Source organism: Bacillus sp. Bwzl_19 (assembly GCF_054900515.1).
Window position 1 is genome coordinate 3,378,552 of the sequence record NZ_CM142729.1, and the last position, 13,170, is coordinate 3,391,721.

Genomic DNA, 13,170 nt, shown 5'->3' on the forward strand with positions numbered 1-13,170 from the left:
TCGTCATAGGCTTTTCATGCATTTATTATATCACTCCGCTTAAGATGATTGAAATTGGCTTTTCAAAAGAACGATGAAGATTTCTTTGTTTTTTGTGCTCTCCATAATGGAAGATTGAATGATAGACAGTTTCCGCTTCAAGGAGAATCCTTTTATCTCAAGCACGGAAATGCTGCGGTGAAGCAGATCCTTTTGCAGCACGCTTTTTGACAGGACGGAAAGGCCCATTCCGCTGATGACGGCTTCCTTGACGCCCTGGTTGCTGCTGATCGTCATCAAGGATTTCGGCCGCAGTCCGTTTGAATGAAGGACGTGGTCTAAATATTCCCTCGTTCCCGAACCCTTCTCCCTCGTCACCCACGCTTGATTTTGCAAGTCTGTAACCGATATGTTTTTTCTGCCGGCGAGCGGGTGTCCGTTCGGTGCGGCAATGCACAATTCGTCCTCCATAAACGGCTGAATGTCGAGCTCGTTTTTCCCCGTATGCCCTTCAATTAATCCGATATCGGCTTCAAGCATCCGAACCGCTTCACTGACCTCCTCCGTGTTTCCGATCATGACGTCCAGGTTCAGCTCGGGATACTCGGCATGAAGCTTTGCGAGAAGCGGCGGCAGAATATATTCGCCGATGGTGAAGCTCGCTGCGATTTTCAGCTTCCCTTTGACATAATGGTGATGGGCGTAAATTTCGGTTTTCGCCTGCTCGTACAAAAAGACCATTTGCTTGGCGCGCTGATAGAGAATGTCTCCCGTCGGCGTTGTCGTAAAGTGCTTCGGCGAGCGGTTCAGCAAGGCGGTTTGAAATTCTTTCTCCAGATTTTTAATGTGAAGACTGACGCTCGGCTGAGAAATCATCAGCTTCTGCGCCGCTTTTGTAAAGTTTTTTTCTTCCACGACGGCAATGAATGTTTTCAGTTCCCCATAATACAAAAAGCATCGCCCCTAATCATTATTTTTCCTAATCGTTTAGATCATATAAATATATTTTACTAATGATTAAGACCGCAGTAAAGTGGAGTTATCAACAAATGGGAAGTGACTGAAATGAAGATGGTAAAGGGTGTTACAGTTACCGCAGGAATTGCGTTTGCGGCTTTCTATGTCAGCCGCCTGCCTTTTTTACAAATGCTCGGAATGCTTGTCCTCGCGATGCTGATCGGCATGCTCTGGCGCGCCGTTTTCGGACATCAGGCGGCATTAGAGCCGGGGATTGCGTTCTCAAGCAAATATTTGCTGAAAGCAGGCATTATCCTGCTTGGCATGAGACTGAACCTGGCGGATATCTATCATGCCGGCTGGCACGTATTTGCAATTGCCGTTTGCTGTATGATGTTTGCGGGCGCTGTTGTATACGGACTGTCCCGGCTGTTTCGAATGGATCAGACACTCAGCATATTAACGGCCTGCGGCACAGCGATCTGCGGGGCGGCTGCCATTGCCGCGATCGCGCCGCAGATCAGATCAAATGAAAATGCAGCAGCCATCAGTGCCGCCGCCGTTTCATTATTAGGAACCATTTTTACTGTTGTGTATTCTCTTTCTTATCATGTATTGGGCTTTTCGCCCGCGGCTTACGGGGCCTTTTGCGGAGCAACGCTTCATGAGGTGGCGCATGCGGCGGCGGCCGGCAGCGCCGGAGGAAAAACAGCCGTCGAGATGGCGGTGATCGTCAAGCTGACCCGGGTCGCGCTGCTCGTTCCGGCCGCATTCATGCTTGGCATGCGGGCCCGCCGCAGCGGTAAGTCAGAGACGGTTTCTGCCGCTTCGCTGCCCATCCCTTGGTTTATCTTCGGATTTCTCGGAATGAGCGCCATCCACACATCAGGCGTCATTTCTGCCGCGCATTCCGCGTTTCTTGTGCAAGTGTCTTATGTTTTAATCGGCATGGCGATGGCGGGTCTCGGCTTAAAAGTCCATATATCGGCGTTTCGGCATGACGGCTGGCGGGCGCTCGCGGCTGGTTTGATCGGTTCTCTCTGTTTATCCCTGTTCGGCTGGGCGGCAGTGACTTTCTTTCTATAAAAAAATGCCGGCCTTCGTAAAGGCCGGCATTTTCCGGATTACAGCGCTTGAGCCGCCGTAATTAACGCAAGATTGTAGACGTCTTCCGCATTACATCCTCTGGAAAGATCGTTTACAGGCATATTTAATCCTTGCAGAATCGGTCCAACCGCTTCAAATCCGCCTAAGCGCTGAGCGATTTTGTAGCCGATGTTTCCTGCTTCAAGGCTTGGGAATACAAATACATTCGCGTCTCCTTTAATTTCGGAGTCCGGCGCTTTCTTCTCCGCAACAGACGGCACAAATGCAGCATCAAATTGGAATTCGCCGTCAAGCGTAAGTTCAGGCGCTTTTTCCTTCGCAATTTTCACCGCTTCGGCCACTTTTTCCGTCTCGTCTGATTTCGCCGATCCTTTTGTAGAGAAGCTGAGCATGGCAACGCGCGGGTCAATATCAAACATTTGAGCCGTATTGGCGCTTTCAATGGCGATTTCGGCAAGGTCCTGGCTGTCAGGAGCAATGTTGATCGCGCAATCAGCGAATACATATTGCTCGTCACCGCGAGCCATGATGAAGACACCAGATGTTTTTTTCACGCCTTCTTTTGTTTTAATGATTTGCAGTGCAGGTCGAACCGTATCGGCAGTAGAATGTGCAGCTCCGCTGACAAGTCCGTCCGCGAGACCTTTGTACACAAGCATTGTGCCGAAATAGTTTTCGTCCAATAAGGCTTTGCGGGCCTGTTCTTCCGTCGCTTTGCCTTTGCGGCGTTCTACGAAAGCCTGAACGAGTTCTTCCATGCCTTCATATGTATTCGGGTCAAAAATGTCAACGCCGTCAAGCGTAAGATTTAATTCTTTCGCTTTTGCTTGAATGTCTTCTTTATTGCCGACTACGATCGGCTTTAATACCTTGTTGCCCGCCAAGTTGTTGACCGCAACCAGGATACGTTCGTCCATTCCTTCAGGAAATACGATTTTTACATCTTTTCCTGCTACTTTTTCTTGTACTTTTGTAAATAAATCTGCCACGATATACCCTCCTCTATGTTGACAAAAAACGCTTACTTTTACAGCATACTCTTCTTCCTGTTAAATTCAAATAACCAACTTTCATTATAGCGCTTTCAAAGAAAAATCTTATTTTTCTAACTAATTTAACTGACGGTTTGTTCACGGCTTAGTTTCTGACACAAGGCTATGGATTATTCAAGGTTTCTCCACAGCTGAAACGGTTAAACTGTGATATAGTGAAGGCATCAATGAAAAGATATAGGAGTGAAGATACATGAGTGAGCAGCAAAAAACGAACGAAGCCGCCCAAACGCTTGACGGCTGGTACGCGCTTCACGATTTCCGCACAATGGACTGGACGTCATGGAAGCTGTTATCCAGCGATGAGCGCCTGTCGATTATTCACGAATTTACGGGACTGCTTGAAAAATGGGGCGTCGCCCAAAAAGAAGGCAAAGGCTCGCAAACCATCTACAGCATCGTCGGACAGAAAGCCGATTTCATGCTGATGATTCTTCGCCCGACAATGGAAGAGCTGAACGAAATCGAGCTTGAATTTAATAAATCAAAGCTTGCTGAATTTACAATCCCGGCTTATTCTTACGTGTCCGTGGTTGAGCTGAGCAACTACCTGGCTAGCGGAGAAGGCGATCCGTATGAAAACCCGCATGTCCGCGCACGCCTGTACCCTGAGCTGCCGGAAGCGAAATACGTCTGCTTCTATCCGATGGATAAAAGAAGAAGCGGAAATGACAACTGGTACATGCTTTCTATGGATGAACGCAAAAGCCTGATGAGAAGCCACGGCTTAATCGGACGGAGCTATGCCGGCAAAGTCAAACAGATTATCACCGGGTCTGTCGGTTTTGACGATTACGAATGGGGCGTCACGCTCTTCAGTGATGATGTGCTTCAGTTCAAAAAGCTTGTCTATGAAATGCGCTTTGACGAAGTCAGCGCGCGCTACGGCGAATTCGGTTCATTTTTTGTCGGAAACCGCTTGTCTCTCGACACGCTTCCGCAGTTTTTACACGTGTAATAAGTGGTTAAAGCCTGATTGTAAAAAATCAGGCTTTTTTTAATACTATTCGAATACAAATCGAAAAAACATTGATAAAAAGTTGAAAGTTATGTAAAGTGTGCTTTACGTATAATTTACTTTACATCTTTAGCAATTGTTGTTTCAAAATGAGGTGAAATATGAATGGAAAATCGGTTAAAAGAAATTAGACAAAGACATTCTTATTCACAGGAAACTTTAGCCCTGAAATTAAAAGTGTCCAGACAAACTATTATTTCAATTGAGAATGGGAAATATAACCCCTCCCTGCCCTTAGCTTTGAAAATAGCAAAGATTTTCAGAGAAAGTGTAGATAATATATTTTTGTTAGAGGAGGAATAAAAATGAAGAAAAACTTTTTTATGATTTCATTTGTTTTTTTCATCATTATATCAGGAGCTTTCATTGCACTTTCAGTATTTACTCAAACAAAATTACCTTCAATAACTTTTTCTACATTAACGCTTTCAATTATAAGCTATGTTCTATGGGCCACCTCCCCATCATTACCATTAAAAAGAGATGAACGAGGAAAGTTTATTATACAGAAGAGCTTGGCTCATACTGGTATGCTGACTTTCATTTATCTTTTTATTTTCTTGACTATATTTTATTTTAAATTAATCAACCTGGACAAAGAACAAATTTTACTCCTATTTTCCTCGCTAATTATAAGTACAGCGTTTTTATCAATCCTCATTCTGAATAAGAAATACTAACAATTAATAATTAGAAACCTTCATTATAATTCCAATCTAATGATATTAATCGAACACCCCCCCGCCTCTTTGGCGGGTTTTCATTTGTCAGAATTTAAATAAAATTTGCTATTTTCGTCATTTTTTTTTACGATGTAAAAGAGATTCCATTTTGGTAAAGGGGTGCAGACAGTTGTCAAAACGAACCGCATTTATTATGGGAGCCAGTCAGGGGATCGGCAAAGCGATCGCTCTGAAACTGGCGGACAATGGCTTTCATACCGTCATTAATTCACGAGTTCCCGAAAATATTGAATCCGTAAAAGAAGAGATTCTCGCCAAACATCCGGATGCGGGCGTCACCGTTCTGGCCGGGGATATGTCGGATCAGAAGACGAGAAGCGGCATTTTTGAAGAAATCAGATCAAAATGCGGACGGCTTGATGTATTGATCAACAACATACCGGGCGGCTCGCCGGACACTTTTGAAAACTGCGATATAGAGGATATGACAAATACCTTTACGAATAAAACAATCGCTTATATCGATTCTATGAAAACAGCCGCAGCGATCATGAAGCAGCACGAATTCGGCCGAATCATTAATATTGTGGGAAACCTATGGAAAGAGCCCGGCGCCAACATGTTTACCAACAGCATGATGAACGCCGCTTTAATTAATGCCAGCAAAAATATCGCCATTCAGCTTGCGCCTTTTCACATCACTGTCAATTGTCTGAATCCCGGATTTATCGCCACAGACCGCTATCACCAATTCGTGCAGAATGTCATGAAGCAAAACGGCATTTCCAAAGCAGAAGCGGAAGAACGGATTGCCTCAGGCGTTCCGATGAAGCGTGTCGGAACCGCAGAAGAAGCCGCGGCGCTGGCTGCCTTTCTCGCCTCGGAAGAAGCCTCTTATATTACGGGGCAGCAAGTGTCGGCCGACGGCGGAAGCATGAAAAGCATATAAAAAACATCCCGCTGTCAGCGGGATGTTCCTTGTAATGAAGCAAAGGACAAACCGAGCTTTTGAATCCGCAAAACGAATTCCCTCAAGTCCCCCTGCTTGGCCACCATTGATATTCTGACATAACGCTTTCCGCGGCTGCCGAAAATCTCGCCGGGCGTCACGACAACATGGGCATGCTCCAGCAGATAATCCGAAAATTGGTGTGAAGACTCGAATTCATTCGGAATTTCAGCCCAGACATAAAAAGTCCCTTTCGGCTTTTCAATACTCCAGCCCAATTCCTTTTCACATAACTCAGTGAAAAAATCAATCCGTTCCTGATATGTGCGCTTCAGCCGTTCTGTATGTTCAGGGCTTCCTGACAGCGCCGCCGCTGCCGCCTGCTGAAGGCCGCCGAACATACCGACGAATACGTGATCCTGAAATTCATTGACCGCCTGAATGATCTTTTCATTCCCCACGGCAAACGCCATTCTCCAGCCTGCCATATTGAAGGTTTTCGAAAATGAATACAGCTCCGCGCCGACCGTCTTGGCTTCCTTCGCCTGGAGAAAACTGGCCGGGTTCTGATCAAATTCGAACGCGCCGTATGCAAAATCGTGAATGAGATGGATGTCATGTTTTTTAGCAAACGCCGCCGCTTTTTCATAAAACGCCTGATCCGCTGTCGCGCCCGTCGGGTTATTCGGATAATTCAAAAACATCAGCTTTGCTTTTTTCAGGACGGCGGGATCAATCTGCTCAAAATCCGGCAGATAGCCGTTCTCTGGATGAAGCGGCATCTCATGCAGCTCCGCTCTGGCCATTGTAATTCCCGATAAATACTCAGGGTAGCCGGGGTTCGGGACTAAGGCGATGTCGCCGGGATTCAGCAGGCATTGCGTCAAAACGTACAAACCCGCCTTTCCTCCGCCGAACAGCGCAACTTCTGTCTCCGGATTGACCGATACACCGTATTCTCTCTCATAAAATTCCGCGATGGCTTCTTTCAGAAACGGATAGCCTCTGAACGGGCCGTATCCGTGATACGAAGGATTCAGCGCAGCCTCCCGCAATGATTGAACGATATGCGGCGGAGTGGGGAGATCGGGATTCCCCTGCCCTAGATTGATGATCCGGGCCCCCGTTTTCTCCAACTCTTTTACCTTTTGAAAAACGAGCGAAAATTCCTGTTTCGGAAGTGTCTTGATGACGTCGGACGGTATGATTTCCATCTGAAAGGCTCCTTATAAATGAATTTGCTCCGATTCGTTATTCCGTTCTGAAAACGATTTATTGACCAGTTTTGTATGCAGAAACAACCCGCTGACCAGAAGCACGATAAACGCCATGATAACCGCCGCATCTACAATGTTGATCAGCATGGAACCGACGGCGATGCACAATCCGATGGACGCCTCTGCCACGGAAAAGATCCGGCCCTGAATCTGGTTCGCCGCATTCTCCTGAACTTTGACCTTCGCCAGCACCTCGCCGTATTCCATTGCAATAAAGAAAAGAATGGCGGCAATGACTGACACGGCGAAAATCGGGGTGAACAAAAACAGCGCAAGCGAGACAATTGATAACACTGTAAAATACATCAGCCCTTTATTATTGTTAAAGCCCCATTTGCTGACAAGGGCGGCGCCGATAAAGCCGCCGAAGCCGATACAGAACGTCAGAATGAAATTGCCGATTTCCCCGTCGCCTAAAAAGCGGCTGACAATCGGAAAATAGCTGTAGACGACACCCCATAACAGCGCCATCGTAATCATCGTAAACATGGCGTTTAACACGAAAGCATTTGTTTTGATTTCCTTCAGGCCTTCCTTAAACGACTGAAAGGCTTCTCTCACGTTTTCTGACTGAATCGGCACGTATTGAAGCTTAATACGGCTGATGAAAAACGCGGAGACAAGGTAGGTTACCCCGTTAAAGGCGACGGCAAGCTCGACAGAACCGCCTAATAGAAAAAGACCGCCGGCTGCGGCGCCGACAATAATCGAAATCGTCGTGGCTTTGGCAAATAAGGTATTGATATTTTTAATATCCGCTTCTAAAGACGACATGACCGCGAGACGGGCCGGGTTAAAAAACACGCCGCTTCCGTAAGAGACAAACAGCAACGCCAGAAAAAGCAGCGGATATTCGCCTTTCGGGAGAAATGTCAGCCCCAAGAAGATGACACCTCTGATCACATCCGTCCACAGCATGATTTTCACCCTGTCGAGCCGGTCCACAAGCACGCCTAAAAACGGCTGAAACACCATCGGAATGCTGCGGACCGCGATGACGCCGGACGTCACCCAGTAGTCATGATAGTATGTAGACAAAATGAGCAGGGCCGGGAGAACGCAATAGTCTCCCATAAACGAAAGCGCCTGCCCGAAAAGCAAATACTTAGAGTTCGGTTTCAGCTGTTTCATACCGATAACGCATACTTTGCAGTCAGCTTCGCCTGCTGCTGAATTTGTTTGATTGATTCGGCCACGTCGTTCGAATTGCTTCCTTTCAGCTCAAACGCCGCAATGCTGTTGAACGCTTCGAACAGCCGCAGATCCACTGACGTACCCGCCTCCGCCGCTGAGAAAGAAACGAGTTCAGTGTCTCCCTTTAAGACGCCGTCAGGAATTTCAATGCTTTCAATGACGAAATCGACAACCGTCTCAGGCAGCTGGCCGTTCTCTTTGAAATGCTGAGGATACAAGTGGCAGTCTGCGACATAGCATGGCTCCTGCTCTAATAATCCTTTCGGCAGATCGGCTTCTTTTCCAAAACAGAGAACATCCAATAATAGCTGCGCCATATCGACGCCGAAGACCTTTTTAATATTCGGAATCATATTCCATCCCGCGAATCTGGCCGCTGACTCAATCAGTCCGGCTTCCCGGTTTTTCATTAATTTTATTTCTGTATGCGTTGCACAGTTTTCGAGGCCGAGTCCTTCATTCGCCTTCTTGGCAGCTTCGACGATTTTCCGCTTGGCGTCATCATCCAGGATGGACGGCGTAATATGCGCTGTCTCCGTGAATCCGATTTGCGGTGTTTTATCATGGATCGCGACGGGGAAGTATTCTCCGTCGGCCATGATGCCTTCGATACTGATATAGTCGGAATAACCGCTTGTTTCGTACCAGTCATCATACTCGCCCTGCAAGAATTCTTCCGCGATAAACGGCGCTTCAAACGTGACCGCTTTCGGTACGTTAATCGATTTCAAGTACTCATTGACTCTGTTGAATTCAGCTTCGGCCGTTTCCATCTCTTTGATAAGCGTCACGCCGATCGAGCTCGCCAGATATGTAGGCTTCAGAATAAGCGGCGTTCCGATTTCCTGAAGCGCGGCGCGGAAATCTTCCAGGGTCGTCACCCGTTTGTTTTTGATGGATTTGACGCCGGCCCGGTTGAAGGCGGCTCTCATTTTGTTTTTATCTCTCGCGTTTTCAGCGGCCTGTACGCCCGCTCCCCGCAGGCCGAGACGTTTACACGCTTTTGCCATCGGAGCGATAAACAGTTCATTGTTGGTCGTAATGGCGTCAACCGCAAACATGTCGGCCACCTTGACGATTTCTTCGACGACTTCTTCCTCAGGTTTGTCATGATCTTCATGAGCCCAGTAAATCAAATCGGGATGCTCAAAATCAGCCAGACTCTTAAAATAGTCTTTATCTTTAATGACCGCAATCGAGTATTTTTCAATTAAGGCCGCATGAGAGGCTGTAATTGCAAAGGGTCTCGGAATAAAGCTGACGAGGTTGTATTTTTCGGCTGCGCTTTCGTAAAACATATGCGGCGGGCAGCCCCCAAGATCAGCGATAACCAATACTGTTTTTCTCTCCATATGTAACACTCCTTCTCTATTGTGCGGTGTATCCACCGTCTGCGGTGATGGCGCTTCCGGTCATATAGCTTGATAAATCCGAGGCGAGAAACAGCATGACGTTCGCTATTTCCTCAGGCTTGCCGAGCCTCAGCAGCGGATTGACTTTCGCTTTTTCTTTTTTGATTTCTTCAAGCGTGCCTTCGTTATTTTCAAGGAACGACTTTTCATTCAAAGGTGTGTCGATGATTCCCGGGCACACGCAATTGACGCGGATGTTGTGTTTCGCATAATCGACGGCCATAGAACGCGTCAGCTGCAAAACGCCGCCTTTAGATGCGTTATATGCGGGAATGTCGGGCCATGCGACGACTCCACCGACGGAGCACGTGTTAATGATATTGCCCTTGCCGCTTTTGAGCATATACTTCAGCGCGTGCTTGCTCATGAGAAACATGCCCGTGAGATTGACATTAAGCACCTTGTTCCAATCACTCAGCTCCATCTCATGAATCGGGGCGACAATTTCGATGCCGGCGTTATTGATTAACACGTCCAATCCGCCGAACTTGTCAACCGCTGACAGGATGGCGTTTTGACATGCCGGTTCATTTGTAATATCCGTCTGGACAAAATGCAGCCTGTCATTATTTTCTTTCCGGATCATCGCTTCTCCCTGCGCCTCATCAATATCCGCGACGACCACATTTGCCTGCTGATTCAGAAACGCCTGAACCGCAGCATAACCGATGCCTGATGCGCCCCCTGTGATGAGGACGGTTTTATCTGTCAAGTTCATGACTCTTTCGCCTCTAATTTTTTCGCTTTTGCTCTGTTATAGCGCGGAGGGAAAAAGATATTGACTGATTTTGAATCCTTTTCAAATCTATTGATGGCGCCGTGATCTTCTCTCGGGTCGCAGAAATAAGCTGTTCCGAATGTCATATCCACTTTGCAGCCTTCAATGGTCATATCATAGCCGCCGCCGATGCAGATGCCGATCTGTTCATTGCGGTGTTTATGGAACGGCATTTCCCCGCCGTTGCCCGGAATGTTGGCAAGCATGATTTCCACCCAGTCCTCCACGAAGAATGTGACTTCCATACCAGGCAATAAGTCTCTAGTTTTAAAAATATTCAAAAAATAATCCTCGGGGCTTGTGTAGGTTTCACCGGCTTTAAGGCGTTTAATATCAATAGCGATCACTTCTTGATCCGTTTCATTTCTTGCGCCGTGTGGCACATAAGGAGGCGCGATATAGGCTGATTCCAGCGCCGTCATCTTTCTTGTGACGTCTCCGACTGTCATGGACAGCTCGCCGGAAACGACAAGGCCGATTTGGACTTCCTTATGCTGATGCGGTTCGACGTTTGTATGCGGCGGAACGTAAGAGAGCAGAACTTCCGTATCGCCTCTGACGGATGAATATTGTCTTACTCCGTTTTCCCATTCTATTAATTTAGGCGTCGGGAAATAAAGTTCCTGCAAGTCTTGTTTAGTTTTCATCATGAATCTCTCCTTTTCCGAATAATGACCAGCTCATGGGAATGCTTTTAAATGTTTTTACAAATTGAAGGCCGTACTTTTGTCTGGCCAGTTCATTTGTCAGCGCGATGTCGGACAAACCGTCCTTCACTCTTTTTGCGGCTACGCTTGTTGAGTTCACCAGATCAAACGTGACATCTTTACGGGTAAAATACTTAATCAAATTGATAGGAGACGGGTGGGATACGATAACAGCCTTATCAAGCATGACATCGGTATATTCAAAATCAGGCCGGACAGCCAGGCCGTACATTGGGGTGTCGCACCTGAAAATTTGCAGAAGCTGCAGATCCGGTCTCATGTAGAAATGCTTAATACCGTCATACGCGTGAGGCACAATTGTGTATTCCAACGGACTTTGAAGCGTTTTTTCAATGCACGATTCAAATGTATCATGCAGAGATAACTTGCTGTTCACCCCTTGGAGGAGGGTAAAATTGGTGATGAAGTTTTTTGCTGCGTACTCACTGCTTGTCCCTTCAGGACCGAGCGTGTTGATCGTAATCAGTTTAGATATTGAATAAGCCTTGCTTTTCGTCTGAATGCTATTATCCAATATAATCATGAGCACCAACCAATCTGTTAAATTTTAAGTAAATATTATCCATAGAGATTCAAACTGTCAATATTATTTGAGAATATTGATAATTATTCCTATATAATAGAAAACACCTTACAAACTAAGGTGTTAAAAATTAACATTTATAAAATTATAGAAACTTTATTTTACCGATACAATGATTGGTCAGCCGTATGCTCATGTCTGCCATATCTTCTGTAAGCAAAAACGCTGAGGCCAAAGCCGATGAGGGTGACGGCCGCACAGATAAACCCGACAGCTGCATATCCGTATCCGACGTAGACCGGACCCATGACAGCCGAACCCAGGGTCACGGCCAAATTGGACGCCAGACTGTAGAATGCCATGATTTTGCCCCGGCGGCTCTGTGAGCAATCGCTTAAAATGGTGCTGAGCAAGGTCACCGTCAGGCTTTGCATCAAGCCCCAGACGAATAACCCGATGACCAAAAACGGCATTGATGACGGCGCATAAGCGAGACAGGCAAGCCATATGCTGATAACGGCCAATGCCGCGATCAGGGAACGCATTTTTCCCGCCTTGTCGGCGATTTTCCCCGTGAACACACTCATGGAAAACCCGATTCCGTACACCATGATCATCAGCCCGGAAGCGGTATTTCCTCCCGGCAGCACGCGGTGAAGATACGTGCCGAGAAATGAATACATGCCGTAAAAACCGATCATGTTGCAAAAAGTGATCGTGAGGTATACAGGAACACGGGGCACCTTCAGCGCATCCCGGAAGGTGCCTGCCTGCCGTCCGCTTTCCTCTTCTGTTTTGTCCCCATCCGCCGTGCTGCGGCGCGCCTCAATGAAAATGAGCGAAGCAACGAGGACAGCCATCAGGGCGAAAATCCAAAATGTCCACCGCCAATTCAAAACACCGCCGATAAAAGAGCCGATCGGAACACCGAAAATCAAAGCAAGCGACCAGCTCGAAACGATCAAACCCATCACCTTGCCGCGATGCGCATAAGGCACACGGTCGCCGACCAGCGCATAAGCTGTCGGCACAAACGCACCCGCCGCAAGCCCGGAAAGCGCCCTGCCCAGAAAGAAGAAAAAGATATTGTGCGCCAGCGCGCAGATCACCGTGCCGGCCGTAAATATAAGAAGCCCCGCCATCAGGCTGAGTTCACGGGAATATTTATCTCCCAGCGGAACCAAAAGCGGCGCCCCAATAAAAATCATCACTCCGTAAATACTGATGGAAAGCGCCAGCACACTGACATCCGAGCTGAAAGCCTGCGCTAAATCCGGAAGCAGCGGGGAAATCACCAGCTCTTCAGAACCCGCGGCAAATACGCCTAATGTCAAAGCAAGCGCGAGAAAGACCGGAAATCGGCGTTTCGTTTCGATGTGTTCGGTTTGTTTGCTGTTCATGCTCTTTAAACACCTCTTCCGTAAAACTTTTCTACCTTTTGTTGTTTTATAGTTTAGCATCCTTATTTTTCATTTTACATTTCATACGAAAACTAATTTCATTTTTTTATTTA

The 13,170-nt window shown here is 47.0% G+C and carries 13 protein-coding genes; 4 read left to right on the forward strand and 9 right to left on the reverse strand.

Annotated elements, in window-relative coordinates; all coding sequences use genetic code 11:
- Positions 1–39: 39 nt before the first annotated feature.
- Positions 40–930 carry a LysR family transcriptional regulator gene (locus ACW5MY_RS17950; protein WP_013353976.1) on the reverse strand — a complete coding sequence of 297 codons (891 nt, stop codon included), beginning with the start codon at positions 928–930 and terminating at the stop codon, positions 40–42.
- Between the two features lie 114 nt (positions 931–1,044).
- On the opposite strand from ACW5MY_RS17950, the gene ACW5MY_RS17955 reads away from it, so the two are divergent.
- Complete coding sequence (locus tag ACW5MY_RS17955) at positions 1,045–2,022, forward strand: YeiH family protein (RefSeq protein ID WP_013353977.1); 978 nt, start codon at positions 1,045–1,047, stop codon at positions 2,020–2,022.
- A gap of 38 nt (positions 2,023–2,060) precedes the next feature.
- Here ACW5MY_RS17955 and pta read toward each other — a convergent pair whose 3' ends face one another.
- Positions 2,061–3,032 (reverse strand): phosphate acetyltransferase, encoded by a 972-nt coding sequence (pta, locus tag ACW5MY_RS17960; RefSeq protein ID WP_013353978.1) that lies wholly within the window; start codon positions 3,030–3,032, stop codon positions 2,061–2,063.
- Positions 3,033–3,288: 256 nt separating this feature from the next.
- Between pta and hemQ the strand changes: the two genes are divergently transcribed.
- From hemQ to ACW5MY_RS17975, 3 genes are all read left to right on the forward strand, one after another.
- A complete protein-coding gene (gene hemQ / locus ACW5MY_RS17965) occupies positions 3,289–4,053 on the forward strand; it encodes a hydrogen peroxide-dependent heme synthase (RefSeq protein ID WP_013353979.1) in 765 nt (254 codons plus the stop codon).
- Between the two features lie 165 nt (positions 4,054–4,218).
- Positions 4,219–4,416 (forward strand): helix-turn-helix transcriptional regulator, encoded by a 198-nt coding sequence (locus ACW5MY_RS17970; RefSeq protein WP_061573620.1) that lies wholly within the window; start codon positions 4,219–4,221, stop codon positions 4,414–4,416.
- Between the two features lie 549 nt (positions 4,417–4,965).
- Positions 4,966–5,745, forward strand: coding sequence for an SDR family oxidoreductase (locus tag ACW5MY_RS17975; protein WP_014471182.1), 780 nt, complete (start codon positions 4,966–4,968; stop codon positions 5,743–5,745).
- A gap of 14 nt (positions 5,746–5,759) precedes the next feature.
- Here ACW5MY_RS17975 and ACW5MY_RS17980 read toward each other — a convergent pair whose 3' ends face one another.
- The 7 genes from ACW5MY_RS17980 to ACW5MY_RS18010 form a co-directional block, all read right to left on the reverse strand.
- Complete coding sequence (locus ACW5MY_RS17980) at positions 5,760–6,959, reverse strand: pyridoxal phosphate-dependent aminotransferase (protein ID WP_014471183.1); 1,200 nt, start codon at positions 6,957–6,959, stop codon at positions 5,760–5,762.
- Positions 6,960–6,971: 12 nt separating this feature from the next.
- On the reverse strand, positions 6,972–8,153 hold the full coding sequence (locus ACW5MY_RS17985) for an MFS transporter (protein ID WP_007407671.1): 1,182 nt from the start codon (positions 8,151–8,153) through the stop codon (positions 6,972–6,974).
- On the reverse strand, positions 8,150–9,568 hold the full coding sequence (locus ACW5MY_RS17990) for an ATP-grasp domain-containing protein (protein WP_289394011.1): 1,419 nt from the start codon (positions 9,566–9,568) through the stop codon (positions 8,150–8,152). The genes ACW5MY_RS17985 and ACW5MY_RS17990 overlap by 4 nt, the downstream gene beginning before the upstream one ends.
- A 16-nt stretch (positions 9,569–9,584) precedes the next feature.
- A complete protein-coding gene (gene bacC / locus ACW5MY_RS17995) occupies positions 9,585–10,346 on the reverse strand; it encodes a dihydroanticapsin 7-dehydrogenase (protein WP_013353985.1) in 762 nt (253 codons plus the stop codon).
- Positions 10,343–11,053, reverse strand: coding sequence for a cupin domain-containing protein (locus ACW5MY_RS18000; RefSeq protein WP_014471185.1), 711 nt, complete (start codon positions 11,051–11,053; stop codon positions 10,343–10,345). The genes bacC and ACW5MY_RS18000 overlap by 4 nt, the downstream gene beginning before the upstream one ends.
- On the reverse strand, positions 11,043–11,657 hold the full coding sequence (locus tag ACW5MY_RS18005; RefSeq protein WP_289394012.1) for a type 2 periplasmic-binding domain-containing protein: 615 nt from the start codon (positions 11,655–11,657) through the stop codon (positions 11,043–11,045). The genes ACW5MY_RS18000 and ACW5MY_RS18005 overlap by 11 nt, the downstream gene beginning before the upstream one ends.
- A 161-nt stretch (positions 11,658–11,818) precedes the next feature.
- Complete coding sequence (locus ACW5MY_RS18010) at positions 11,819–13,057, reverse strand: MFS transporter (RefSeq protein WP_014471187.1); 1,239 nt, start codon at positions 13,055–13,057, stop codon at positions 11,819–11,821.
- Positions 13,058–13,170: the final 113 nt, after the last annotated feature.